25 protein-coding genes are annotated in these 25,527 nt (G+C 63.2%); 17 read left to right on the plus strand and 8 right to left on the minus strand.

Annotated elements, in window-relative coordinates; translation table 11 throughout:
- The first annotated feature begins 27 nt into the window (after window positions 1-27).
- The 8 genes from AAEZ08_RS10715 to AAEZ08_RS10750 all read left to right on the plus strand — a co-directional run bounded on the left by AAEZ08_RS10715 (window position 28) and on the right by AAEZ08_RS10750 (window position 8,387).
- On the plus strand, window positions 28-432 hold the full coding sequence (locus AAEZ08_RS10715; protein WP_332822936.1) for a heme-binding protein: 405 nt from the start codon (window positions 28-30) through the stop codon (window positions 430-432).
- Window positions 433-452: 20 nt separating this feature from the next.
- Entirely contained in the window at window positions 453-2,633 is a 2,181-nt protein-coding gene (locus tag AAEZ08_RS10720; RefSeq protein WP_500124246.1) for a malate synthase G, read from the plus strand.
- A 216-nt stretch (window positions 2,634-2,849) separates the two neighbouring features.
- Window positions 2,850-4,553 carry an L-lactate permease gene (locus AAEZ08_RS10725; protein WP_090521887.1) on the plus strand — a complete coding sequence of 568 codons (1,704 nt, stop codon included), beginning with the start codon at window positions 2,850-2,852 and terminating at the stop codon, window positions 4,551-4,553.
- Between the two features lie 114 nt (window positions 4,554-4,667).
- Window positions 4,668-4,835, plus strand: coding sequence for a rubredoxin (gene rd, locus AAEZ08_RS10730; protein WP_003283319.1), 168 nt, complete (start codon window positions 4,668-4,670; stop codon window positions 4,833-4,835).
- A gap of 34 nt (window positions 4,836-4,869) precedes the next feature.
- On the plus strand, window positions 4,870-6,054 hold the full coding sequence (locus AAEZ08_RS10735; protein WP_500124248.1) for an NAD(P)/FAD-dependent oxidoreductase: 1,185 nt from the start codon (window positions 4,870-4,872) through the stop codon (window positions 6,052-6,054).
- Window positions 6,055-6,203: 149 nt separating this feature from the next.
- Entirely contained in the window at window positions 6,204-6,476 is a 273-nt protein-coding gene (locus AAEZ08_RS10740) for an HU family DNA-binding protein (RefSeq protein WP_003283322.1), read from the plus strand.
- Between the two features lie 139 nt (window positions 6,477-6,615).
- The gene (locus AAEZ08_RS10745; protein ID WP_003283324.1) at window positions 6,616-6,990 is read left to right on the plus strand and encodes an SCP2 sterol-binding domain-containing protein; all 375 of its coding nucleotides are present in this window, start codon (window positions 6,616-6,618) and stop codon (window positions 6,988-6,990) included.
- 230 nt (window positions 6,991-7,220) lie between these two features.
- Complete coding sequence (locus tag AAEZ08_RS10750; RefSeq protein WP_003283326.1) at window positions 7,221-8,387, plus strand: Fic family protein; 1,167 nt, start codon at window positions 7,221-7,223, stop codon at window positions 8,385-8,387.
- Between the two features lie 17 nt (window positions 8,388-8,404).
- Here the strand turns inward: AAEZ08_RS10750 and AAEZ08_RS10755 are convergent, their stop codons facing one another.
- Entirely contained in the window at window positions 8,405-9,349 is a 945-nt protein-coding gene (locus tag AAEZ08_RS10755) for a LysR family transcriptional regulator (RefSeq protein ID WP_500124249.1), read from the minus strand.
- A 174-nt stretch (window positions 9,350-9,523) separates the two neighbouring features.
- Between AAEZ08_RS10755 and AAEZ08_RS10760 the strand changes: the two genes are divergently transcribed.
- Together AAEZ08_RS10760 and AAEZ08_RS10765 are read left to right on the plus strand one after the other, a co-directional pair.
- A complete protein-coding gene (locus tag AAEZ08_RS10760) occupies window positions 9,524-10,705 on the plus strand; it encodes an acyl-CoA dehydrogenase (protein WP_500124250.1) in 1,182 nt (393 codons plus the stop codon).
- A 131-nt stretch (window positions 10,706-10,836) separates the two neighbouring features.
- On the plus strand, window positions 10,837-12,060 hold the full coding sequence (locus tag AAEZ08_RS10765; protein WP_003283332.1) for a CaiB/BaiF CoA transferase family protein: 1,224 nt from the start codon (window positions 10,837-10,839) through the stop codon (window positions 12,058-12,060).
- Between the two features lie 17 nt (window positions 12,061-12,077).
- On the opposite strand, the gene AAEZ08_RS10770 is transcribed toward AAEZ08_RS10765, so the two are convergent.
- Window positions 12,078-13,091, minus strand: a complete 1,014-nt coding sequence (locus tag AAEZ08_RS10770) for a zinc-binding alcohol dehydrogenase family protein (RefSeq protein ID WP_102820664.1) — start codon at window positions 13,089-13,091, stop codon at window positions 12,078-12,080.
- Between the two features lie 100 nt (window positions 13,092-13,191).
- On the opposite strand from AAEZ08_RS10770, the gene vimR reads away from it, so the two are divergent.
- The 4 genes from vimR to AAEZ08_RS10790 all read left to right on the plus strand — a co-directional run bounded on the left by vimR (window position 13,192) and on the right by AAEZ08_RS10790 (window position 16,202).
- Window positions 13,192-14,130 carry a transcription regulator VimR gene (gene vimR / locus AAEZ08_RS10775; RefSeq protein WP_500124252.1) on the plus strand — a complete coding sequence of 313 codons (939 nt, stop codon included), beginning with the start codon at window positions 13,192-13,194 and terminating at the stop codon, window positions 14,128-14,130.
- 72 nt (window positions 14,131-14,202) lie between these two features.
- Complete coding sequence (locus AAEZ08_RS10780) at window positions 14,203-14,826, plus strand: LemA family protein (RefSeq protein WP_003283335.1); 624 nt, start codon at window positions 14,203-14,205, stop codon at window positions 14,824-14,826.
- The gene (locus tag AAEZ08_RS10785; protein ID WP_500124253.1) at window positions 14,823-15,566 is read left to right on the plus strand and encodes a TPM domain-containing protein; all 744 of its coding nucleotides are present in this window, start codon (window positions 14,823-14,825) and stop codon (window positions 15,564-15,566) included. The genes AAEZ08_RS10780 and AAEZ08_RS10785 overlap by 4 nt, the downstream gene beginning before the upstream one ends.
- Before the next feature lie 18 nt (window positions 15,567-15,584).
- The gene (locus tag AAEZ08_RS10790; protein ID WP_058063607.1) at window positions 15,585-16,202 is read left to right on the plus strand and encodes a TPM domain-containing protein; all 618 of its coding nucleotides are present in this window, start codon (window positions 15,585-15,587) and stop codon (window positions 16,200-16,202) included.
- 34 nt (window positions 16,203-16,236) lie between these two features.
- On the opposite strand, the gene AAEZ08_RS10795 is transcribed toward AAEZ08_RS10790, so the two are convergent.
- On the minus strand, window positions 16,237-18,210 hold the full coding sequence (locus AAEZ08_RS10795) for an AAA family ATPase (protein ID WP_500124254.1): 1,974 nt from the start codon (window positions 18,208-18,210) through the stop codon (window positions 16,237-16,239).
- A gap of 495 nt (window positions 18,211-18,705) precedes the next feature.
- Here AAEZ08_RS10795 and AAEZ08_RS10800 point away from each other — a divergent pair, with 495 nt between their 5' ends.
- From AAEZ08_RS10800 to AAEZ08_RS10810, 3 genes are all read left to right on the plus strand, one after another.
- Window positions 18,706-19,314 carry a substrate-binding periplasmic protein gene (locus AAEZ08_RS10800; protein ID WP_500124255.1) on the plus strand — a complete coding sequence of 203 codons (609 nt, stop codon included), beginning with the start codon at window positions 18,706-18,708 and terminating at the stop codon, window positions 19,312-19,314.
- Window positions 19,315-19,879: 565 nt separating this feature from the next.
- Window positions 19,880-20,302, plus strand: a complete 423-nt coding sequence (locus tag AAEZ08_RS10805; RefSeq protein ID WP_085987877.1) for a FecR domain-containing protein — start codon at window positions 19,880-19,882, stop codon at window positions 20,300-20,302.
- Window positions 20,303-20,325: 23 nt separating this feature from the next.
- Entirely contained in the window at window positions 20,326-20,883 is a 558-nt protein-coding gene (locus tag AAEZ08_RS10810; protein WP_058063726.1) for an OmpA family protein, read from the plus strand.
- 45 nt (window positions 20,884-20,928) lie between these two features.
- Here AAEZ08_RS10810 and AAEZ08_RS10815 read toward each other — a convergent pair whose 3' ends face one another.
- From AAEZ08_RS10815 to AAEZ08_RS10835, 5 genes are all read right to left on the minus strand, one after another.
- Window positions 20,929-21,309: a RidA family protein gene (locus AAEZ08_RS10815; RefSeq protein ID WP_003283343.1), complete on the minus strand. Its 381-nt coding sequence runs from the start codon at window positions 21,307-21,309 to the stop codon at window positions 20,929-20,931.
- Window positions 21,310-21,419: 110 nt separating this feature from the next.
- Entirely contained in the window at window positions 21,420-23,528 is a 2,109-nt protein-coding gene (spoT, locus tag AAEZ08_RS10820) for a bifunctional GTP diphosphokinase/guanosine-3',5'-bis pyrophosphate 3'-pyrophosphohydrolase (RefSeq protein WP_058063610.1), read from the minus strand.
- A gap of 60 nt (window positions 23,529-23,588) precedes the next feature.
- Window positions 23,589-23,852: a DNA-directed RNA polymerase subunit omega gene (gene rpoZ, locus AAEZ08_RS10825; protein ID WP_003283345.1), complete on the minus strand. Its 264-nt coding sequence runs from the start codon at window positions 23,850-23,852 to the stop codon at window positions 23,589-23,591.
- A 116-nt stretch (window positions 23,853-23,968) separates the two neighbouring features.
- Window positions 23,969-24,589 carry a guanylate kinase gene (gene gmk, locus AAEZ08_RS10830; protein WP_003283347.1) on the minus strand — a complete coding sequence of 207 codons (621 nt, stop codon included), beginning with the start codon at window positions 24,587-24,589 and terminating at the stop codon, window positions 23,969-23,971.
- A gap of 70 nt (window positions 24,590-24,659) precedes the next feature.
- The gene (locus AAEZ08_RS10835; protein ID WP_058063611.1) at window positions 24,660-25,523 is read right to left on the minus strand and encodes a YicC/YloC family endoribonuclease; all 864 of its coding nucleotides are present in this window, start codon (window positions 25,521-25,523) and stop codon (window positions 24,660-24,662) included.
- Window positions 25,524-25,527: the final 4 nt, after the last annotated feature.

Below are 25,527 nucleotides of genomic sequence, written 5' to 3' on the forward strand. Positions count from 1 at the left end.
CCGAAATACGAAGACAGGAGAATCGAGATGAAAAGCAAAGCCGTACTGAGCCAGACCGAAGTCGCCACCATCCTCGCCGCCGCCCGTGCCGAAGCGCAGGCCAACGGCTGGGCCGTGACCATCGTCGTCGCCGACGACGGCGGCCATCCGCTGGCGCTGGAGCGTCTGGACGGCTGCGCGCCGATCGCCTCCTACATCGCCACCGAGAAGGCCCGCAGCTCGGCCCTCGGCCGTCGCGAAACCAAGGGCTATGAAGACATGGTCAACAACGGCCGCACTGCCTTCCTCTCCGCGCCGGTGGTCTGCTCGCTGGAAGGCGGCGTGCCGCTGGTGGTCGACGGCCAGGTCATCGGTTCGGTCGGCGTATCCGGTGTGACCGCCGCGCAGGACGCCCAGATCGCCAAGGCCGGCGTCGCCGCCCTGGCCAACTGAACAGACAAGGAGAACGACAGATGACCGAGCGTGTAACTCTGGGCCGCCTGCAGGTTGCGGCCAATCTGCAGCGATTCATCGAAGACGAAGTCCTGCCGGGCACTGGTATCGAAGCCGCCGCCTTCTGGCAGGGCCTGGACACCCTGGTCCATGACTTGGCGCCGAAGAACCGTGAGCTGCTCGCCGAGCGCGACCGCATGCAGGTCGAACTGGACAGCTGGCACAAGGCCAACCCAGGCCCGATCAAGGACATGGCCGCCTACCGCGCCTTCCTCGAATCCATTGGCTATCTGCTGCCGGTGCCGGGCGAGGTGAAGATCGAAACGGCCAACGTCGACAGCGAGATCGCCACCCAGGCCGGTCCGCAGCTGGTGGTGCCGATCATGAACGCGCGCTATGCGCTGAACGCCGCCAACGCCCGCTGGGGTTCGCTGTATGACGCGCTGTACGGCACCGATGCCATCTCCGAAGAGGGCGGCGCGCAGAAGGGTCCGGGCTACAACGAAGTCCGTGGCGCCAAGGTCATCGCCTACGCACGCAACTTCCTCGACCAGGCCGCGCCGCTGGCCGAAGGCAGCCATGCCGACGCCACCGCCTACCGCGTTCAGGATGGCCAGCTCAAGGTCACCCTGGAGAACGGTAGTGTCACCGGCCTCGAGCAGCCAGAGAAGTTCGTCGGCTTCCAGGGCGAAGCGGTCGAGCCGAAGGCCGTGCTGCTGAAGAACAACGGCCTACACATCGAGATCCAGATCGACCCGAACAGCCCGATCGGCCAGACCGATGCCGCCGGCGTGAAGGACCTGCTGATCGAGTCCGCGGTTTCCACCATTCTCGACTGCGAAGATTCGGTCGCCGCGGTGGATGCCGACGACAAGGTGCTGGCCTACCGCAACTGGCTGGGTATCGTGCAGGGCACCCTCAGCGAGGAAGTGGCCAAGGGCAGTTCGAGCTTCGTCCGCCGCCTCAACCCGGACCGCGAATACAGCGCGCCCAATGGCGGCGAGCTGAAACTGCACGGCCGCTCGCTGCTGTTCATCCGTAACGTCGGCCATCTGATGACCAACCCGGCGATCCTGCTGGAAGACGGCCGCGAGATTCCCGAAGGCATCATGGATGGCGTGTTCACCAGCCTGATCGCCAAGCATGACTTGAAGCGCAAGGGCAACTCGCGCACCGGCAGCTTCTACATCGTCAAGCCGAAGATGCACGGGCCGAAGGAAGTCGCCTTCGCCGACGAGCTGTTCGGTCGCGTCGAGGACCTGATCGGTGTGCCTCGCTATACCCTGAAAATGGGCATCATGGACGAGGAGCGCCGTACCAGCGCCAACCTCAAGGCCTGCATCGCGGCGGCCAAGCACCGCGTGGCCTTCATCAATACCGGCTTCCTCGACCGTACCGGTGACGAGATGCACACCTGCATGGAAGCCGGCCCGGTGCTGCGCAAGGGCGACATGAAATCCACCCCATGGATCCAGTCCTACGAGCGCAACAACGTGCTGGTCGGCTTGGCCTGCGGCCTGCGCGGCAAGGCGCAGATCGGCAAGGGCATGTGGGCCATGCCGGACCTGATGGCGGCCATGCTCGAGCAGAAAATCGGCCATCCGAAATCCGGCGCCAACACCGCCTGGGTACCGTCGCCGACCGGCGCCACCCTGCACGCGCTGCATTACCACCAAGTGAATGTGCAGGCCGTGCAGAGCGAGCTGGAAAAGGTCGATCTGGCCGCCGAGCGCGAGCAGCTGCTCAACGATCTGCTGACCATCCCGGTGGTCGCCGAGGACAAGTGGAGCGCCGAGGAGAAGCAGCAGGAGCTGGACAACAACTGCCAGGGCATCCTCGGCTACGTGGTGCGCTGGGTCGAGCAGGGCGTCGGCTGCTCCAAGGTGCCGGACATCCACAACGTCGGCCTGATGGAGGACCGCGCCACCCTGCGTATCTCCAGCCAGCACGTGGCCAACTGGCTGCACCATGGCGTGGTGACCCGCGAGCAGGTGCAGGAAACCCTGGAGCGCATGGCCAAGGTGGTCGACCAGCAGAATGCCGGTGATCCGCTCTATCGCGCCATGTCTGCCGACTACACTCAGTCGGCGGCCTTCCAGGCGGCCTGTGATCTGGTGTTCAAGGGGCGCGAGCAGCCGGCCGGTTATACCGAGCCTCTGCTGCACGCCTGGCGCCAGCGTTTCAAGGCGGCCCAGGGCTGACAGGCAGGATCAGCCGCGTGCTGCCGGAAGCCCGGCGCATGCGGTAAAGGACAGAAGCCCCAGGCGCTCCACGGCGCCCGGGGCTTTCGAGCATGAGCGACGAGGTTTCGGCCTGGTCGCTGCGAGGCGCGCCGTGAGGGGGCGTTTCATGCGAGGCACCGGGCATGCCCGGACACAATAGAAGCGGTTCACAACAAAAAAGCAGGGACCCAACAAATGAGTCAAACACTACTGTCCATCCTGGCCTTCGTGCCGCTGGTGCTGGCGGGTGTGCTGCTGATCGGCTTTCGCTGGCCGGCCAAGTACGCCATGCCGCTGGTTTTCGTCCTCACTGCAGTGATCGGCCTGCTGGCCTGGGACATGACCCTCAACCGGGTCATCGCCTCGACCTTGCAGGGCCTGATCCTCACCGCGGCGATCCTCTGGATCATCTTCGGTGCGATTCTGCTGCTAAACACGCTGAAACATTCCGGGGGGATCAGTTCGATTCGGCGTGGCTTCTCCAATGTCAGTCCTGACCGTCGCGTTCAGGTGCTGATCGTCGCCTGGCTGTTCGGTTGCTTCATCGAGGGGGCGTCGGGCTTCGGTACGCCGGCTGCGGTGGCGGCGCCGCTGATGGTCGCGCTGGGCTTCCCGGCTCTGGCGGCAGTGGTCATGGGGATGATGGTGCAGTCCACGCCGGTATCCTTCGGCGCGGTGGGCACGCCGATTCTGGTCGGCGTCGGTGCGGGGCTGGACAAGACCGGTATCAGCGAGCAGCTGGCAGCGGTGGGCAGCAACTGGGAGGTGTTCTTCCACCTGATCTTCTCGCGCGTCGCCATCATCCATGCGCTGTGCGGGATTCTCATGCCGCTGATCATGGTCAGCATCATGACCCGCTACTTCGGCCGCAACAAATCCTGGACCGAAGGTCTGGCGGTTGCGCCGTTCGCCGTGTTCACCGGTCTGGCCTTCGTCATTCCGTATGCCGCGGCGGGTGTGTTCCTCGGTCCGGAATTCCCGTCGATGATCGGTGCGCTGGTCGGTCTGGCCATCGTTGTGCCGGCGGCCAAGGCCGGTTTCCTGCTGCCGAAGGACAGCTGGGATTTCGCCCCGGCGAGCGAGTGGCCATCCGAGTGGATGGGCAAGATCGAGATGAAGATCGAGGACGTCGCCGGCAAGACGCCGATTTCGGTGCCGATGGCCTGGGCGCCGTATCTGATCCTCGCAGCACTGCTGGTGGCGTCGCGGGTGTTCCCGGATTTCAAGGCGCTGCTGATGTCGTTCAGCTTCGGCTGGAAGGACATCCTCGGTGAGACCGGCGTGTCCGGTACGCTGGAGCCGCTGTACCTGCCGGGTGGCATTCTCTGCATCGTGGTGCTGATCACCTTCTTCCTGCATCGGATGAAGGCAGGTGAGCTGGGCGCGGCGATTTCCGAGTCGAGCAAGACCCTGCTTGGCGCGGGCTTCGTGCTGATCTTCACTATCCCGATGGTGCGGATCCTGATCAACTCGGGCGTGAACGGCTCCGATCTAGTGTCCATGCCGGTGGCCATGGCGCAGTTGGTGGCCAACAGCGTGGGTAGCGTCTATCCGTTCTTCGCTCCGGCAGTCGGTGCGCTGGGCGCCTTCATCGCCGGTTCCAACACCGTATCCAACCTGATGCTGTCGCAGTTCCAGTTCAACACCGCGGGGCTGCTCGGCCTGTCTGGTGCACTGATGGTGGCGCTGCAGTCGGTGGGTGCGGCGGCGGGCAACATGATCGCCATTCACAACGTGGTGGCGGCTTCGGCCACGGTAGGCCTGCTCGGTCGCGAGGGGATCACCCTGCGCAAGACCATGCTGCCGACCCTGTACTACCTCATCCTGGCCGGCACCATCGGCCTGATCGGGTTCTACGTGATGGGCATCAGCGACCCGCTGGCGGGTACCGCAGGCTAAGCCTGGCGGTATCGCGACGGGCGGCTCAGGCCGCCCGTTTTCATTTGTGGAATTGGTGCGGCGCGCTGTTCTGGTATAGCGTGCGTCGCAGTCGAAAGAGCATCGAGGTTACCCATGAAGAAATGGCAATGTGTGGTGTGCGGCTACATCTATGACGAAGCGCTGGGCGTACCGGAAGAAGGCATCGCGCCCGGGACGGCCTGGGAAGACGTGCCGGAAGACTGGGTTTGCCCGGACTGCGGTGTCGGCAAGATGGACTTCGAAATGATCGCCATCGGCTGATCTCTTTCGCAACGCTTCTCTGGAGAACAAGATCGTGAGCGCATCTGTAGTTATCATCGGCACCGGCCTGGCCGGCTATAACCTGGCCCGGGAATTCCGCAAGCTGGACACCCAGACGCCATTGCTGCTGATCACCTCCGATGACGGGCGCTCCTACTCCAAACCGTTGCTGTCCACCGGTTTCGCCGCCAACAAGAACGCCGAAAGCCTGGGCATGGCCACCGCCGGCGCCATGGCCGAGCAGCTGAATGCGGAGATTCGCATCCATACCCGTGTCACCCGTCTCGACCCGGCGAATCGCCGCGTCTGGATCGGCAACGAGCCGGTGCCATACCGCGACCTGGTACTGGCCTGGGGCGCGCAAACGATTCAGGTGTCGGTCGCAGGCGATGCCGCCGACGCCATCTTCCCGATCAATGACCTGCACGATTACGGCCGCTTCCGCGCTGCGGTCGCCGGCAAGCGGCGGGTGCTGATCCTAGGTGCCGGGCTGATCGGTTGTGAGTTCGCCAATGATCTGCTGTTGGGTAACCACAAAGTGGATCTGGTCGCCCCCAGCGAGCAGGTCATGCCCGGCCTGCTGCCGCTGGAGGCGGCTCAGGCGGTAAGGCGTGGTCTGGAGGGCATCGGCGCACACTTTCATCTGGGTAGCGTGCTAGAGCATCTCGAGCGCGGAGATGGCGGCTTGCAAGCTCAGCTTTCCGACGGCAGCCAGCTGGCCTGCGATCTGGTGGTCAGTGCGGTTGGCCTGCGTCCGCGGACGGAATTGGCTGCCGAGGCGGGGCTCGAGGTCAAGCGCGGCATCGTCGTCGATCGCCTGTTGCAGACGTCGGCAGCACACGTCTATGCCCTGGGCGACTGTGCCGAGGTCGAAGGTCTGAACCTGCTTTACGTGATGCCATTGATGGCTGGCGCACGTGCCCTGGCTAAAACGCTGTTTGGCAATCCTACCTTTGTCAGTTACGGCCCCATGCCGATCACGGTAAAGACCCCTGCGTGTCCGGTGGTGGTGTCGCTGCCCGCGGTTGGTAGTGTCGGCAACTGGACCATAGATGCCCAGGGGAATGACGTTAAAGCGCTCTATCTCGGGCATCAGGGCCAGCTGCTCGGCTATGCGCTGACAGGCGCAGCGGTGCAGGAACGGATGGCGCTGAACAAGCAGCTGCCGCCGGTATTGGCGGAACTACCGCAAATTCTGTCGCTAAAGTCCCCAGGCTGATGCTGTAAGGCGTCCGGCGGGACTGGCGCAGGTGCTAGCGTCGTGCCATTCTCCATGAGTCTGCCCCAGCCTAGAGCTGTTGCAGCGCCTTTAGCGCTGTTCTTGTGAACAGTACGGACACAACAACAAAAACGTCTCAGAGGCTCCCCATGCGTAAACCGGAACTCGCCGCAGCCATTGCCGAGAAGGCCGATCTGTCCAAGGACCAGGCCAATCGTGTACTCAACGCCGTGCTGGATGAAATCACCAACGCGCTGAACCGCAAGGACAGCGTGACCCTGGTTGGTTTCGGCACCTTCGTTCAGCGCCACCGTGGTGCCCGCACCGGGAAAAACCCGCAGACCGGGCAACCGGTTACCATCAAGGCCAGCAATACCGTCGCCTTCAAGCCTGGCAAGATGCTCAAAGACGCGGTCAACTGACGCTGCGCCAACCCGGAGCCAGCGGGCTCCGGGTCAACCTGACTGCCTGGTCCGCCTCGGACCCATTCGTACCCGTCCTTTCCCCTGCCGACCAAGCCACTACAATGCGGCCTTTTCTCGTACCGGTCGGACCCTCACCATGAAATTCCGCTTTCTGCTTTGGATGCTTGGCCGCCTGATGGCCAAAGCCAGCCGTACCAATCCTGAGTTCCAGCAGCAGCTGGGCGACAAGGATCTGACCTTCCAGCTGCACACCCTGGACGGCAAGGTCGCCCGGCACTTCGTGGTGAAGGACCAACGCGTCACCAGCAAGCGCGGCCCGGCGAGCGAGCCGGCGTTCTCTCTTGGCTTCAAGGATGCCGCCTATGGCTTCGCCACCATGACGGCGAAGAACAAGCAGCTGGCGTTCATGCAGGGGATTCAGAACAAGGACATCCAGATCCAGGGGAATCCGGCGCTGGTGATGTGGTTTCAGGGATTGATGAAGTACCTGAAGCCTCGTAAGAAGAAGTGACCCTGCCGCGTCACCTTCTCATGTCCGGCCAAGAACCGTAGGGTGGAAAACCGCGTAGGGCGTCCATGCCTGAGCGGATCAGCTTTGACTTGGTCGTAACTCAAATTTAAGTTCGCTGAATGCGTGAGTTGACTTGTGGTGTTGGTTGAATCGTGTCTTTGGCTAGTATTTTTGCGGGTTTTCGTGGCATTGTGTCGACTTAATTGTTGAGCAGGTTGGAGATTTTCAACATGCCGAATTTCACTCATCACGACTTGGCTCTCCTCAATCCAGCCTTCGACTCACCACTTGTCGATGTCTTGAATGAGCTGGAGCACCTACGCCGCTACAGGCTGGCGGGTACGACTCCAGCAAGCCTTTTCTTCCAGCTCAAGAACGTTTTCCACATCCTGGAAAGCCTCGGATCTGCGCGCATTGAAGGCAACCACACAACCCTCGCTGATTATGTGGAAAGCAAGATGGAGGGAGATGACACGGCTACCGATCAACTGCGCGAAATCTCCAACATCGAGAGAGCCATGAGCTTCATCGAGCAGCATTTCAAGGAAGGAGAGGACGTCAGCCTCCATCTCGTTCGAGAATTGCACGCCATTACTGTAGGGGGGCTCGACAGAGAGGGAGACCGGACTCCCGGTCAGCTCAGGACGACCCAGGTTCGCATTGCGCAATCGGAGCACCTCCCGCCGGACGCCGTGCAAGTTGGTGGGTACATGGATGAGTTGGTGGCGTTCATCAACGCGCACGATCCGCAGAAGTACCACCTTATGAAAGTGGCGCTCGCGCACCACCGATTCGGATGGATTCACCCGTTCACCAATGGCAATGGGCGGGTGGTTCGTTTGTTGACGTACCTGATGCTCATCAAGTATGGATTCGATGTCTCCGCCGGCGGTCGACTGCTGAACCCCACTGCAGTGTTCTGCAATGATCGTGAGCGTTACTACGAGATGCTGGGCGAGGCTGATCGCGGTACACAGCAAGGCCTGGAACGGTGGTGTATCTACGTACTCCAAGGCATCCTCACAGAGCTGAGCAAGCTCGATCGGCTGTGCGACTATGGCTACCTTAAAGCCAGAATTCTGCAGCCGGCACTCGCCTTCTCTCGCGAGAGAGAACACATCACCGGCCAGGAGCACTCAATTCTTCGTCGACTTCTGGACACTGACAGCGGCGTGGCGAAGTCTGGAGACCTAGCGGATGCGATGCCGGACCTGAGCGGGCCGCAGCGGACCTATCAAATCAAGAAACTGGTGGACAGACGAATGCTGGTCCCGATTCAGCCCAACTCCCGTCAGTACACACTGGGCTTCACGAACAACTACCTGCTTCGGGGCGTCATTCGTACGTTGACGGCCGAAGGCTTTATTCCTGAGCCTGTCGTAGCGGCACGGCCATAAGTGGCTGCCTATTAAGGCTAGCTGCCTGGTTCTCTTGGGGCGGCGATGAGTTCGTTAGAAGCTTGCCCCTCCCGCCAATCCCTCGCTTCCTCCTTCAACCAATCCCGAAACGCCACCAGCCCCGCCGACTCCACTTTGCGCTCCGGAATCATCAGGTAGTACGCCCGCGTCTCGCTGCGATAGGCGTGCGGATGCGCCAGCACCACCCGCCCCTCGGCCAGTTCTCGCTGGATCAGGAACGGCGGGATCAGCGCCACCCCCATGCCATGCTCGGCCGCCTGCGCCAGCATGGAGAACAGCTCCAGCCGCGGGCCGGTCATGTCGCGGGCGACTTTCAGCCCCAGCGAATCGAACCACTGCCGCCAGGCATAGGGCCGTGTGGTCTGCTGCAGCAGCGGCAGTTCGGCCAGAGTCTGGGTCGTGAACGGCTGACCGTCGCGCAGCAGGGCGGGGCTGCAGACTGGCTGCAGGTCCTCAGGCATCAGGTAGTGCGCCTCGGTACCGGACCAGTCGGCATCGCCGAAGTAGATGGCAGCATCGAACTCGGTATCGGCGAACAGAAAGGGCCGGGTGCGGTTGGTCAGGTTCACCGTGATCTCCGGATGCAGCGCCTGAAAATGCCTGAGGCGCGGCACCAGCCATTGGGTGCCGAAGGTCGGCACCACGGCCAGCTCTAGGCTCATCGCGCCTTGCTGGCCCATCACCGACAGCGTGTCGCGCTCCACCGCGTCCAGCTGCGCCGCGATGCGGCGGGCGTAGGACTGGCCGGCGGCGGTCAGCTTCACGCCGCGTCGCGAACGGCGGAACAGCGCCAGGCCGAGGAATTCCTCCAGCCCGCCGATCTGTCGGCAGATGGCGCTCTGGGTCAGCGCCAGCTCGTCGGCTGCGCGGGTGAAGCTTTCGTGGCGGGCGGCGGCCTCGAAGGCGATCAGCGCGGCGGTACTGGGAATCTTGCGGCGCATTATGCAAAGACCTCACGGGATAAGCCTGCTAATGGACGAAGAGCTTATCTCGGAGTGAGGGAAACGCACAGTTTGATGCGAAATCCTCGTTTGCGACGCGCTGTCGTGGCGCCTAGGATCAGCTCATACCGCCCGCGCGCCCGCGGTGCCGAAGACAACAAGAGGAGCCCCCGAATGGCCGGCAAAGCAAGCTTCAACTGGATCGACCCGCTGCTGCTCGACCAGCAGCTGACCGAAGAAGAGCGCATGGTGCAGGCCAGCGCCGCGCAGTTCGCCGCCGACAAGCTGGCGCCGCGGGTGCTGGAAGCTTTCCGCCATGAACAGACCGATCCGGCGATCTTTCGCGAGATGGGCGAAACCGGCCTGCTCGGCGCGACCATTCCCGAAGCCTACGGCGGCAGCGGGCTGAACTACGTGTGCTACGGCCTGATCGCCCGCGAGGTCGAGCGCGTTGATTCGGGCTACCGCTCGATGATGAGTGTGCAGTCCTCGCTGGTGATGGTGCCGATCTTCGAGTTCGGCAACGAGGCGACCCGACAGAAATACCTGCCCAAGCTCGCCAGCGGCGAATATATCGGCTGCTTCGGCCTGACCGAGCCGAACCACGGTTCCGACCCGGGCAGCATGGTTACCCGGGCGAAGAAGGTCGACGGCGGCTATCGCCTGTCCGGCAGCAAGATGTGGATCACCAACAGCCCGATCGCCGATGTGTTCGTGGTCTGGGCCAAGGACGATGCCGGCGAGATTCGCGGCTTCGTGCTGGAAAAGGGCTGGGAAGGGCTGTCCGCCCCGACGATCCACGGCAAGGTTGGCCTGCGCGCCTCGATTACCGGCGAGATCGTCATGGACAACGTGTTCTGCCCGGAAGAGAACGCCTTCCCCGATGTGCGGGGGCTGAAGGGGCCGTTCACCTGCCTGAACAGTGCCCGCTACGGCATCAGCTGGGGCGCGCTGGGCGCCGCCGAGTTCTGCTGGCACACCGCGCGCCAGTACGTGCTCGACCGCCAGCAGTTCGGCCGGCCGCTGGCTGCCAACCAGTTGATCCAGAAGAAGCTGGCTGACATGCAGACCGAGATCACCCTGGCCCTGCAAGGCTGCCTGCGCCTCGGCCGGATGAAGGACGAGGGCAGCGCCGCGGTTGAAATCACCTCGATCATGAAGCGCAACAGCTGCGGCAAGGCGCTGGATATCGCCCGCATGGCTCGCGACATGCTCGGCGGCAACGGCATCAGCGACGAATTCGGCGTGGCCCGGCACCTGGTCAACCTGGAGGTGGTGAACACCTACGAGGGCACCCACGATGTGCACGCGCTGATCCTCGGCCGCGCGCAGACCGGCATTCAGGCGTTCTTCTGAAACTGCTCCCCTCTCCCTCTGGGAGAGGGGCTGGGGGTGAGGGCGCTTGGCACTGCTCATGGTTCCTTCACCCCGGCCCTCTCCTACCGGGCGAGGGTGCTTTCACCTTCCAATAGCCTGTGAGGTTTTCCATGCCCGGCGCCCTGTCCCATATCCGCGTTCTCGACCTGTCGCGCGTGCTTGCCGGGCCCTGGTGCGGGCAGATTCTCGGTGATCTCGGCGCTGAGGTGATCAAGGTCGAGCGCCCCGGCACCGGCGACGATACCCGTCACTGGGGCCCGCCCTATCTCCAGGATCAGCACGGCGAGAACACCTCGGAGGCGGCCTATTACCTGACCGCCAACCGCAACAAGCAGTCGCTGACCGTCGACTTCACCCGGCCAGAGGGCCAGCGCATCATCCGCGAGCTGGTGACGCAGTGCGACGTGCTGCTGGAGAACTTCAAGGTCGGCGGGCTGGCCGCCTACGGGCTGGATTATGAAAGCCTGAAGGCGATCAATCCGCGGCTGATCTATTGCTCGATCACCGGCTTCGGCCAGGACGGGCCTTATGCCACCCGCGCCGGCTACGACTTCATGATCCAGGGCCTCGGTGGGCTGATGAGCCTGACCGGCCGCAGCGATGCGGAGGAGGGCGGCGGACCGGTGAAGGTCGGCGTGGCACTGACCGACATCCTTACCGGCTTGTACGCCACTGTTGGTGTGCTCGCCGCGCTGGCACATCGCGAACGCAGCGGCGAGGGCCAGCATATCGATACGGCGCTGCTCGACGTGCAGGTCGCCTGCCTCGGCAACCAGGCGCTGAACTACCTCACCACCGGCGTGGCGCCCAAACGCATGGGCAATGCCCATCCGAACATCGTGCCCTATCAGGATTTCCCCACTGCCGATGGCGACATCATCCTCACCGTCGGTAACGACGGTCAGTTCCGCAAGTTCTGCGAGGTAGCCGGGCGTCCCGAGTGGGCGGCCGATGCTCGCTTCGCCACCAATCGCGCGCGCGTTTCCCATCGCGCCGAGCTGATTCCGCTGATCCGCCAGGTCACGGTGTTCCGCACCACGGCCGAATGGGTCAGTGCGCTGGAGCAGGCCGGCGTGCCCTGCGGGCCGATCAACGACCTAGCGCAGGTGTTTGCCGACCCGCAGGTGCAGCATCGCGGGCTGAACGTCGAGATGCCGCACCCGCTGGCCGGCCGCGTGCCGCAGGTGGCCAGCCCGCTGCGGCTGTCCGCTTCGCCAGTGGCGTACCGCAACCCGCCGCCACTGCTCGGCGAGCACAGCGAGGCGCTGTTGCAGCGCCTGCTGGGCATGAACGACGAGCAGATCGCCGGCCTGCGCGCGGCCAGAGTTATCTAGCCTGGAGGCTATCTAGCTCAGAAGCCTTCCAGCACGATCTTGCCCTTGGCCTTGCCGCTTTCCAGCAGGGCATGGGCGCGGCGCAGGTTGGCCGCGTTGATGGTGCCGAAGTGCTCGCCGAGGGTGGTGCGCAGCACGCCCTGATCGACCAGCTGGCTGACGCGCTGCAGCAGGTGGTGCTGCTCGATCATGTCCGGCGTCTCGAACAGCGAGCGGGTGAACATCAGCTCCCAGTGCAGCGACAGGCTCTTGCGCTTGAGCTTCATCACGTCCAGCGGTTGGGCCGGATCGTCGATCAGCGCCAGGCGGCCCTGCGGCGTCAGCGCCTCGACCAGCTGATCGAAGTGCTGATCGGTCTGGGTCAGGCTGGCGACATGGCTGACGCTGGCGAAACCGGCGCGCTGCAGCTCGGCGTGCAGCGGCTGGCTATGGTCGATGACATGGTGGGCGCCGAGTTCGCGGGCCCAGGCCTGGGTTTCCGGGCGCGAGGCGGTGGCGATCACGCTGACCTCGGTGAGCTGGCGGGCCAGCTGCAGCATGATCGAACCGACCCCGCCGGCGGCTCCGACGATCAGCAGCTGCTGCCCGGCGCCATGGCCCTCCACCAGTTGCAGGCGTTCGAACAGCAGCTCCCAGGCGGTGATGGCGGTCAGCGGCAGCGCGGCGGCCTCGGCGAAGCTCAGGCTCTGCGGCTTGCGTCCGACGATGCGCTCGTCCACCAGATGGCGTTCGCTGTTGCCGCCGGCGCGGGCGATGGAGCCGGCGTAGAACACCTCGTCGCCGACCTTGAACAGGCTGACTTCGCTGCCCACCCCGACCACCACGCCGGCCACGTCCCAGCCCAGCACCTTAGGCTGGCCGGCTTCTGGCTGGGTGTTGCGGCGTACCTTGGTGTCCACCGGGTTGACCGAGATGGCGCGCACCTCCACCAGCAGGTCTCGCGGGCCGGGCACCGGCTCTGGTAGCTCCACGTCCTGCAGGGCACGGGGATCGTCGATGGCGTGGGATTCGAAATAGGCGACCGCTTTCATGCTGTTGCTCCGTATGGATTCGGTGGGAGGGCATGCTCAGCTATTTGACTCGGGAGAAAAACGGGGCGATAAGCGAGTCTCTTTCAACAGGATTTTGAAAATGCTGCGTATCGACGATCTGCAGCTGTTCGTCCGTACCGCCGACAGCGGCAGCCTTTCCGCGGCCGCGCGCACGCTCGACGTGTCGCCGGCGGTGGCCAGCGCGGCCTTGAAGCGCCTGGAGGCGAGCCTGGGGGCGCGACTGTTCGCGCGCTCCACCCGCAGCCTGCGCCTGACTGCCGAGGGTGAGGCGTATCTGCTGCATGCCCGGGCGGCACTGGCCAGCCTGCACGAGGGCGCCCAGACGCTCGCTGGCGGGCGCGAGGCGATCAGCGGCGTGCTGCAGCTGTCGGCGCCATCGGACTTCGGGCGCAACGTGCTGCTGCCGTGGCTCGACGAATTCCAGGCGAGTCATCCGCAGTTGCAGGTGCGCCTGCTGCTGGGCGACGGGTTGACCGACCTGTTCCGGCAGCCGGTGGACCTGGTCCTGCGTTACGGCGAGCCGCAGGATTCGAGCCTGGTGGCGCTGCCGGTGGCGGCTGGCAATCGCCGGGTGCTGTGCGCCTCGCCGGCCTACCTGCAGCGCCACGGCGCGCCGCAGCGGCTGGACGAGCTGGCAGCACACAATTGCCTGCGCTTCATGCTCGCCGGCCGCGTGCATGACCGCTGGTGCTTTCAGGAAGGGCGCCGGGGGCGCACCGTGCAGGTCGTGGGCGACCGGGTAAGCGATGATGCCGATGTGGTGCGACGCTGGGCCCTGGCCGGGAGCGGGTTGGCCTACAAGTCCTGGCTGGACATCGCCGATGACGTGGCGGCGGGCCGTCTACAGGTGCTATTGCCGGACTGTCTCGGCGAGGCGGCGCCGCTCAGCCTGCTTTGCGCCCATCGCGCGCAGTTGAGCAAGCCGGTGCGGCTGCTACATGAACACCTGCAGACCCGTTGCAAGGCGCTGCTGGCGCGCGCGCCCTGGCATCTCTTTAGACTCGTTATTCGTGCTTGAGCTGTGAGCTTTTGTTGCGCGTCTGAACTCTTATGGCGTTTGGCTATTCTTATATGAGTACTGGTTAACAGAATGGACAAGCGCATCATGCATACGCAGCGTTTTCGCTACACCTGGCAACTGACTGCCGTGGTCTTCCTCTCCTGGCTTCTGGCCGGCTGCGGAGTCAATAACATCCCAACCTATGACGAGCAGGTGAAGGCCGCCTGGTCGCAGGTGGAGAACCAGTACCAGCGCCGTGCGGACCTGATTCCCAATCTGGTCGAGACGGTCAAGGGATTCGCTCGTCAGGAGCAGGAAACCCTTACCGCAGTAGTCGAAGCGCGGGCCAAGGCCACATCGATTCAGGTCGACGCCAGTACCCTGGACGATCCGCAGAAACTGCAGCAGTTTCAGCAGGCGCAGAACCAGCTGACCGGAGCCCTGAGCCGGCTGATGGCGGTATCCGAGCGCTATCCGGATCTGAAATCCAATCAGAACTTCCTCGCGCTGCAGTCTCAGCTCGAAGGAACCGAGAACCGCATTGCGGTGGCGCGCCGTGACTTCATCGCGTCAGTCGAACGCTACAACACTGAGATTCGTACATTCCCCGGCCGTATCTGGCACACGCTGATGTACAGCGATATGCCGCTGCGCGAAAACTTCGAGGCTACCGCCGAGAATGCCGAGCAAGCGCCACAAGTGCAGTTTCAATGACCTCCAGGTTTCCCCTACTGCTGGTCCTGCTGCTCTGGGCCGGTAGCCTGGTCGCCCAGGAGGCTGAGGTCCCGGAGCTGACCGGTCGAGTGGTTGACCGTGCCGAGCTCCTCGACACCCAGACCGAGGCGCGTCTGACCAGCATGCTTGCCGGGCATGAGCAGGCGACCGGCGAGCAGGTAGTCGTTGTCACGGTGCCGGACCTGGGTGGGCGCAGTATCGAGGAGTTCGGTCTGGAGCTCGGCCGTACCTGGGGCATCGGCCAGAAGGGCGAGGACAATGGCGCGCTGCTGATCGTCGCTCGCGATGATCGCAAGATTCGTATTGAGGTCGGCTACGGTCTGGAAGGCCGGCTCACCGACGCGCAATCCTCGGTCATCATCAACCGGATCATCGCGCCGGCATTCCAGCGTGGCGACTTCGCAGCCGGCATCACCGAGGGCGCAGAGGCGATCGTCACCGTGCTTGGCGGCGACGCCTTGCCTGCCGAGCTGCGGCCGGTGATGCCGATGGCACAGGAACAGCCCGGCGGCCTCGGGATTCTTGGTTTCTTCCTCATGCTGGTAGCGATCTTCGTTATCGGCGGCGGGCGCGGTGGCCGCGGTGGCGGTCGTCGTGCCTTGCTGCTGGGCGCCTTGCTTGGCGGTATGGGGCGGGGCGGTGGTGGTGGTTTCGGCGGCGGTGGCTTCGGTGGGGGCGGCGGCGGTTTCGGCGGCGGTGGCGCTTCCGGCAGCTGGTAAATCAATGATGGATGAACGATGACCTTACTGAGCGAAAGCGAACTGCAACAAGTGGCCGAGGCGATCGAAAGAATCGAGCGCAACACCGATGCCGAAGTGGTGACGGTGCTGGCCGCCCAGGCCGACGACTACCACTACATCCCGCTGCTATGGGCCAGCCTGATCGCGTTGCTATTGCCCGGGGCCCTGCTGTTCTTCAGCGGCTGGCTTGGCGCATGGCAATTGCTGCTGGTGCAGTGGGCGACGTTTATCGTGCTGGCCGTGCTGTTCCGCATGCCGGCGCTGACCAGCCGCATGATTCCACGCTCGGTACGCTGCTGGCGCGCATGCAACCTGGCGCGGCGGCAGTTCATAGAGCTCAATCTTCATCACACCGATGCTGACACCGGGGTGCTGATCTTCGTATCAGAGGCTGAGCGTTATGTGGAAATTCTGGTGGACCGCGGCATTTCCAGCCGCATTGACAACGGCGCCTGGGAGTCGATCGTCGCCTGCTTCACAGATCGTGTGAAGCAGGGGCAGGTGCTGGAAGGCTTTCTCGGCTGCATCGAGGCCAGCGGCGCACTGCTGGCGCAGCATGTACCCAAGACCCACGAGCGTAACGAGCTTCCCAATCGACTGGTGCTGCTGCCCTGATCGCCATGGCTTTGCCGGGCGATCAGCGAGCGCCTCAGGCCATGCCAGGGCCTTCCGGTTCGGCAGCGTCCTTTGGCTCCCCGGCAACCAGATCGAATAACCCGCCGGTCGTGTCGTCGAAGGCCGACGCGGCGACGCGCTCCATTCCGGTTACGGGGCCATGCAGAGGCGAGACACCGTGGGCGCGGTCGGCTGGAATCTGCGCGATGGCTGCCAGTACTTCTTCACCGGGCACCGTCTCGCAGTCGAGCAGGCGCTGGGTGATGTGATCGAGGGCTGGCCTGAGCCTCTGCAATAGCGCCAGACAATCCTGATTGAGTTGCTGCAACAGCTCGTCGGCCGCCTCCAGCGCTTCGCGTGGGTCGCTTTCCAGATGCGCATCACGCACGGCCTGCAAGCTCAGGAGCGAGCCGCGTGGGCCCATGCCCAGCGCGCCGACCATGGAAAGGGCGATCTTCGAGGCTTCCTGTAAATCCTGCCCGGCACCCGAAGACACCTCGTGAAAATACAGCTGCTCGGCGCCTCGCCCGGCAAGCAACATCTGAATGCGGTTGCGCAGGTCAGAATACATGTGCAGGCGCTTGTCTTCTACCGGTGTCACCAGGGTCACACCCAGCGCCTGCCCGCGCGGCAGGATGGTGACCTTTTCCACCCGGCCGACGTTCAAGGCTGCTGCGACCAGTGCGTGGCCGGCCTCATGCACCGCGATGCGCTTGCGGTCGGTCGCCGACAGCGGCGTTACGCCGGAAGGCTGCTCGCCAATACGGCAGGTTTCCACGGCATCGACGAAATGAGCCATGTCGACCTGCTTGGCTCCGGCACGGGCGGCCAGCAGCGCAGCATGGTTGGCGATATAGGCGATGGCCGCCGGAGTCAGACCGACTGTGTTGCGCGCCAGTTGCGCTAGATCCAGATCGCTGGCGGCGCTGACCTTTGCGGCGTACAGACGGAACAGCGCTTCGCGATCATCCAGGCCCGGCAGGCCAACGGCGATGGAACGATCAAAGCGGCCTTCGCGCACCAGGGCCGGGTCGAGGGAATTCGGGAAGTTGGTGGCGCCCAGTACCAGCACCCCGGCGGCGCCATCGAAGCCATCCATCTCGGCAAGGAACTGGTTGATGATGCGATTGCTCTCGGCATCGCTGGAGCGGGTCTGCTCGGCGCGTTTGCCGATGCCGTCGATCTCGTCGATGAAGATGATGCACGGCGCCTGCTTGCGTGCGGTACGGAACAGCGCTTTGACCTTCTGGATGCCGACGCCGAAGTACATCGAGGAAAAGTCGCTGCCGGTCACCTGGATGAAGCTGGCATTAGATTCGCTGGCCAGTGCCTTGGCCAACTGGGTCTTGCCGGTGCCGGGCTCGCCGGTCAGCAATACCCCCTTGGGCGGGCGGGCGCCGAGGCGCGCGTAGGCGGCAGGGTCGCGCAGGTAGGCGGTCACATCGCTCAGCGCCTGCTTGGCCTCCGCGGCGCCGATGACATCGGCGAAGGTGATGCCGCTGCCCTTGCGTTGTACCTCGAAACTGCGCGTCTTCATGGTGAAGAAGACGGCGGCGCCGATCAGCAGCAGCGCGAACGGCGAATAGGGTAGGAGGAACTTGTAGAAGGGCTTTTCCGCGTCGGTCTGGAACATCGCCAGTGGGAACAGCTCGCCGCTGCTGCCGGCGTATTGATCGAGCAGCAGCGTGGCGACCCGGCCGGACTGGTCCGGCACCCAGTAATGTTGCTCGGCAACAGTGGTGACATATACCGCGTCAGCTCCAAGTGCCGCGCTGGAAATGGCGCCGCTGCGCAGGTCGCCCATCAGTCGGGACAGGTCCCCGCGGTTGGCCTGCCAAGGGTCGACGGATTCCTGTAGGGAATCGAGCATGCTCGCCGCGACGCCGGTTGGTGTCGAAGGAGCAGTGGGGCGCAACTGCCAATAGGCCACGCTGGCGGCAATCAGCAGGAGCAGGAAAACGGAGAGCACAGGGCCGCGGCGACCTTGTAGCAGACGAGGTGTTTTCATTTCACATCCAATCGGGAACGCCCGATGTTTCGACAAACCACCGCCATGAGGCGGACCACAGTTGTTTGCGGGAAACCCCGCGGCGCCAATTGCATGGCGCGCCACAGTTCGGATGTGTTGGATGCGATTTATATGCCCGACTGTGTCTCGGGTCGGCAGACTCCGATAGCCGGCGAGAATACGGCAAGTGCCACCATGGGGGTGGCGTCGCGACGAACGGGCAGTATGTTTTCGACGAATGACCGGTTGCTTGTGGAACGAATCTCGTGCCGAGCAACCGCGTGTTGCGACATGTCAGGCCACGCCACGGATGGCGGCCTGTCACGTAAGTGATCCGACGCAGAGATTGTGACGCAAGGGCCTGCTAGGGCTCATCGCCCCGCGCGGTCGCTTTGCCGCGATCTGATGCGGGCATACAAAAATCTGCCAAAGCCGCACCAGGCCCGAAGCCCGGAGCGGTAAAAAAATAACGTCCGTTCGACCCGAGACTTCAATATGCCGACCTACAACAGGTATTTCCGCTCCGTTTTTCTGGGTGCGCTGATTGGCCTCCTGCCCTTCGCTTCGGCCAGCGCTGCCGAAGAAACGATCAACCTGCTCACACAGAACTTCCCGCCGTTCAGCATGGCCGCCGACGGCAAGAATTTCGCGAAGGAGGCTGCGATTAGTGGCATCGACGCCGAAGTGGTAGCTGCCCTGTTCAAGCGAGCGGGCGTGCCCTACACGCTGACGCTTCGTTTCCCCTGGAGTCGCTTGCAGCAGCTGGCCGAGAAGAGCCCAGGTTTTGCGGTGTTCTCTCTCAGCCGCACGCCCGAGCGTGAGCCCAAGTACAAGTGGGTCGGACCGCTCAGCGAGATCCAGATCGTGTTGCTCAAGAGGCCTGATAGTCCGATCCAGCTTTCTACGCTGGACGACGCCAGGCAGTACCGGATCGGCTCGAAGGATGGCAGCGTTGGCAGCCAGTACCTGATAAGCCGTGGTATCGAGGTGCAGAGCTCATTGATCGATACGCCGGCCAAGCTAAAGGCCGGCCAGTTTGATCTCTGGCGACCACTAACCCTTCCGGTGAATACGAAGCGAAGCAGGCTGGCGTCGGTCCGCTGACCGTTGCCCTGACCCTGAATCGTGTCGATCTGTATCTAGCGCTGAATAAGGAAACGCCCGACGCGGTTGTCGAGAAACTGCAGCGTACCCTCGACCAGATGAAGCAAGAAGGGTTGCTGCAACAGGCCGCCCGACGCTACGTGAACTGACGGCGTTTCGTGCCAGCGGAGACGAGCATTCGATTCCTCCGGCGGACTCCGTGACGCGCAGAAGCTCTTTGCGCGGCCATAGTGCAACGCTGTGTCTCGAAAAACATGCGAAGCGCCAAGCGCCGCTACTTCCCTGCCCTATAGATGCCGGCCGGATCCCTGGCGTGTGCAGGTTGCGCAATGAGCTGTAGTTGCTTCGCCAAGGAGGACGTCTACATAGCAGCGCGGTGGCAGTAGTCTGCGGCGCCGGCATCCAAAGCAGGTGACGGAACGGCGGATAACGAGGTGGAGGGATTTTTTGTCGATTTGGGCTGCCTTAGTCCAGTGCAGTCCAACGGGATCGCTACTAATGCGCTCCTGACGAATAGAGAGCTTCGATGATCCGTCTTAACACCTACACGCTGCCTGCCCTCTGCATGGCTGGCGCACTCTGGACAGCGTCCGTCTCTGCGGAAAATCTACCCGAGCCTATTGGGCATGTGGCGCGGGTAGAGGGCGCTGCATATATCAGTAGCCGCGGCCATACCAATGCCGCCAAGGTCGGTCAGGCAATCGTGCCGGGCGTGGCATTGAGTACCGGCGCCGAAGGCGCACTTGGCGTAATCCTCGGCGACGGCAGCGTGCTGTCGTTCGGGCCTCATAGCGAGCTGACGCTGGATGACTACCGCTTCGCGCCGGCAAGGGATGAGCTGCGTCTGCGCGCCACGCTCAACCGTGGCACGCTGAACCTGATTTCCGGTGACATGGCGAGGCTCGATCCGCAAGCGATAGCCGTCGAGACCCCACAGGGGCGGGTCAGGGTGCGCGGTGGTCAGGTATTGATGAAGGTGAACCCGTGAAGCGGCAAGGGCTGATAAAAATCATGGTGTCGCTGGCAATGGCGGCGCTGGGTGGCTGCGCGCAGCATTCCTACGTGATGCTGGCGGACGACTCAGGTGGGCGCGGCGGGGTAATGCTCAGTGATGATGGGGATCGACTACTCGATGTGTCGGGCAAGGCTTTGGCCATCACAGGTGCCGGTCAGGCATACAACGTTTCAGAACTTCAGCGCAAAAGAGATTTTGACAAAGCGTTGGCGGCGCAACCGGCGTTGCCTGAGCGCTTTACGGTTCGCCTGGCAGCATCCGGTGAGCTGGACAGCGCAGCAGAGCAGGTGCTCGACAGTGTTCTGCTCGCTGCACGCCGTCGGGATTATCCGGTGGTCACGGTGATCGGGCATACCGACACCCTGGGGCATCGTGCGGCCAACGAGCAGGTGGGCCTGCGTCGTGCGCAAAGCGTTGCCGAGCTGTTGCGAAGCAAAGGGCTTGAGGCGATGGAGCTGCGAGTGGAGTCCCACGGCGAACGCAATCTGCTGGTGGCGACTCCCGATGCGACCTCTGAGCCGCGCAATCGGCGGGTCGAGGTGCTGGTGCGCTAAAGGTAAGCCGGCCAGGTGTACCGCGCCTGGCCGGGCTGTCGTTGATCAGTCGATGACCAGGATGGCGTCCATTTCTACCTGCGCGCCCTTGGGCAGCGCGGAAACGCCGATGGCGGCGCGTGCCGGATACGGCTGCTGGCAGTAGCGACTCATCACTTCGTTGACGGTAGCGAAGTTGCCGAGGTCGGTGAGGAAGATATTGAGCTTGGCGATGTCTTTCAGCGAGCCACCGGCCGCCTCCGCCACAGCCTTGAGATTCTCGAACACCTGAACCGCCTGCGCTTCGAAACCTTCCACCAGCTCCATGCTCTTGGGGTCCAGCGGGATCTGCCCGGACAGGTAGACGGTGTTGCCGGCCTTGATGGCTTGGGAGTAGGTGCCAATGGCGGCTGGGGCCTTGTCGGTGTTGATCACGGTCTTGCTCATGGAGACTCCTCTGGGAATTGGGCAGCGGGCAGCCAGCATAATGGCTGACGGAGGCAGCGGCCAGCCGAGGCGTTGTGCGGGTGTTGCCTGGGAAGGCGTTGGCGGAGTGATCAGGCCTTGACGCGGGTGATGCGTGTGACGCCCTTGATCGCGCGCAGCTTCTTGATAACCCGGGCCAGGTGCACGCGATCATGCACGCTGACCACCAGCTGGACGACACTTATGCGCCCGTCGCGCTCGTCCATGCCGATCTTCTCGATATTGCCGTCGGCGGCGTTGACACTGCCGGCCAGCAGCGCGATCAGACCGCGCTGGTGTTCCAGCTCGACGCGCAGCTCGACGTTGAACTCGCCAGTAACATCCTTGGACCAGGACAGCTGGATGCACTTGTCGGGGTTGTGGCGAACGTCGGCGATGTTCCGGCAGGTGTCGAGGTGCACCACCATGCCTTTGCCGGCGGACAAATGCCCGACGATTGGGTCGCCAGGAATCGGTGTGCAGCACTTGGCGTAGTTGAGCACCAGCCCTTCCGTGCCGCGGATTGCCAGCGGCCCTTCGAGCGCCGGCGCCTCTTCGTTATCGCGCGATATCAGGCGGCGCGCGATCACGTAGGCCATGCGATTGCCCAGCCCGATGTCTTCCAGCAGATCCTCGACGTATTCCATGTGGTACTCGGCGAGCACCTGTTGAATACGCTCCGCGCTGATCTTCTCCAAACTGGTTTCGAAACCACTGAGTGCCTTGCTCAACAGGCGCTCGCCGAGGTTGATCGACTCCGAGCGGCGCTGCAGCTTGAGCGCATGGCGGATATGCGTACGGGCTTTGCCGGTGACGACGAAATTAAGCCATGCTGGGTTCGGTCGCGCGCCCGGTGCGGTAACGATCTCCACCGTCGAGCCACTTTCCAGCGGTTGCGACAGCGGCGCCAGGCGACGGTTGACGCGGCAGGCTATGCAGGTGTTGCCGACATCGGTATGCACCGCATAGGCGAAGTCGACGGCGGTAGAACCCTTGGGCATCTCCATGATGCGGCCCTTGGGGGTGAAGACGTAGACCTCGTCGGGGAACAGGTCGATCTTCACGCTCTCGATGAATTCCAGCGAGTTGCCGGCACGCTGCTGCAGCTCCAGCACACCCTTGACCCACTGTCGGGCGCGGGCATGGGTTCCCTTGGGCACTTCGTCCTCGGGAGACTTGTACAGCCAGTGCGCAGCGATGCCGTTGTTGGCCATCTCTTCCATCTCGCGGGTGCGAATCTGGATCTCGATGGGCACGCCATGCATGCCGAACAGGGTGGTGTGCAGGGATTGGTAGCCATTGGCCTTGGGGATCGCGATGTAATCCTTGAAGCGTCCCGGTAGCGGTTTGTACAGGCTGTGTACGGCGCCGAGTACGCGATAGCAAGTATCTGCCTTGTCCACCACGATGCGGAAAGCGTAGACGTCCATGATCTCGTGGAATGCCTTGCGCTTGCCGCGCATCTTCTTGTAGATGCTGTACAGGTGCTTCTCGCGGCCCAGTACGTCGCCTTCCAGGCCTTCGCGCTCGAGGCAGTGGATCAGCGACTGTTCGATCTTCTCGACTATCTCGTTGCGATTACCACGGGCGCGCCGCACGGCGGCGCGGATGCGCTCGGAGCGCATCGGGTGCATGGCCTTGAAGCCGAGATCCTCGAACTCCACGCGCATGGTGTGCATACCCAGCCGGTTGGCGATGGGCGCGTAGATCTCGAGGGTTTCCTTGGCGATGCGGCGGCGCTTTTCGCCGGCCAGCACTTCCAGCGTGCGCATGTTGTGCAGGCGGTCGGCGAGCTTGACCAGGATCACGCGAATATCGCGAGCCATGGCCATGGCCATCTTCTGGAAGTTCTCGGCCTGTGCTTCGGCCTTGGTCTCGAAGTTCATCTGGGTCAGCTTGCTGACCCCATCGACCAGTTCGGCAACGGTTTCGCCGAACTGCGCGACCAGTGCGTCCTTGGGAATGCCGGTGTCTTCGATGACGTCATGCAGCATCGCGGCCATCAGGCTCTGATGGTCCATGTGCATGTCGGCAAGGATATTGGCTACCGCGAGGGGGTGGGTGACGTAGGCTTCACCGCTGCGCCGTCGCTGCCCGTCGTGGGCCTGCTCGGCGTAGAAATAGGCACGGCGGACCAGGTTGACCTGGTCTGGGCCGAGGTAGGTCGATAGGCGATCCGCGAGCGCGTCTATCGCTGGCAAGATAGTGCTCCTCGCCAGCGGGCTTCGATGTTATCGGTTCGACTTCGACCTGGCATTTAATCAGATGGCCTCGTTCGGCTCTTCCTCGTACTGGGTGAAGAGCGGTTCGTCGTCAACGATTTCGTCCTGTGCAATGACATCGTAGTCGACCAGGCCGGAAGCGATTTCACGCAGGGCCACGACGGTTGGCTTGTCATTTTCCCACGCCACCTTGGGCTCCTTGCCGCCGGTAGCCAGCTGCCGCGAGCGCTTGGTAGCGAGCATGACCAGCTCGAAGCGGTTATCGACGTTGTCTAGGCAATCTTCAACGGTAACGCGGGCCATGGTGTTCCTCATCAGTAGCGGTAGAGCGTGCCCGAATGGGCGAGCGGACGGAGTAGTCTAAAAAATCACCAGCCTTAATGGAAGCGCTGTTTCTGCGGCGCTGCACGTTGGCCGGTTTACGCCAACAGTTCACTGAGCAGGCGGGCATGCCGCTGCTGCTGCGTCAGCTGTATCAGCTGGTTGGCGCGGAAGATCGATTGCAGGTCGATCAGTGCGTGGGCGAAGTCGTCGTTTATCACCAGGTAGTCGTATTCGACGTAGTGGCTCATTTCGCTGACCGCTTCGCGCATGCGCTTGTCGATGATCTCGTCACTGTCCTGGCCGCGGTTGTTGAGGCGTTGGCGCAGTGCTTCCTGGGTTGGCGGCAGGATGAAGATGGACTTGGCCTGCGGCATCAGCCGACGCACCTGTTGTGCACCCTGCCAATCGATTTCCAGAATCAGGTCGAAGCCTTCGGCCAGGGTATCTTCGAGCCAGCGCTGCGACGTGCCGTACAGATTGCCGAACACCTCGGCATGCTCGAGAAACTCGTCACGCTCCAGTCGCGCGAGAAAGTCCTCGCGACTGACGAAGTGATAGTTCACCCCGTCCACCTCACCTGGCCGCATGGCGCGGGTCGTGTGGGATACCGACACCCGCACCTGCGGTTGTGCATCGACCAGCGCCTTGACCAGGCTGGTCTTGCCGGCCCCGGAAGGCGCGGAAACGATATAGAGCGTACCGGTGGTGGCGGACATGACGGGTTCCTGGAAGTCGCTATGAATGCTGTGGGATAAAAATAGACCAGTCGCTTGTGGCGGCCGGCGGTTATTCGAGGTTCTGCACCTGCTCGCGCATCTGCTCGATCAACACCTTCAGGTTCACCGCTGCCTGAGTGCTGCGCGTGTCGAATGCTTTCGAGCCGAGGGTGTTGGCTTCACGGTTGAGTTCCTGCATGAGGAAGTCGAGGCGGCGTCCGGCTGCTCCACCGGTTTTGAGTACGCGCCGCACCTCGGTCACATGGGTACTCAGGCGGTCGAGCTCTTCGGCGACATCACTCTTCTGTGCCAGTAACACCATTTCCTGTTCGAGGCGCTGCGGGTCGAGCTCGGCGCGCATTTCGGCAAAGCGGTCGAGAACCTTCTGACGCTGAGCTGCCAGCATATGCGGCACCTGTTCACGCAATGTGGCAACTTCTTCGAGAATGCTGTCCAGGCGCTCGTTTAGCAGCTTGGCCAGCTCCTCGCCTTCGCGCCGGCGGCCTTCCTTGAGCTGATCGAGCGCACTGTGGAAAAGCTGCAGGGCAATGTGGTTGAGCGCTTGTGGATCGGCCGCATCACCCACCAGCACACCTGGCCAGCCGAGCACGTGCAGGGGATCGATAGGGGCTGGCTGCCTGATCAGTGCCGCAACACTTTCGGCTGCCGCGATCAGTTGGCTCGCGCGTTCGCGATCGACCTGTAGGGCCGTGCGGTTGTTTTCCTCGGTGAAACGCAGGGTGCACTCCACCTTGCCGCGGGAAATTCCCTTGCGCAGAGCGTCGCGGACCAGCCCCTCGAGATCGCGGAACGCCTCAGGCAAGCGTAGGTGAGGCTCAAGATAACGATGATTGACCGAGCGGATTTCCCAGCTGAGGGTGCCATGGGTGCCGGCCTGCTCGCTGCGGGCAAAGGCCGTCATGCTGTGGACCATCGGG

Origin of the sequence: Pseudomonas sp. E45-MNA-CIBAN-0222 (genome assembly GCF_040310405.1) — a bacterium.
In the GTDB taxonomy this organism is placed as follows: domain Bacteria; phylum Pseudomonadota; class Gammaproteobacteria; order Pseudomonadales; family Pseudomonadaceae; genus Stutzerimonas; species Stutzerimonas stutzeri_AC.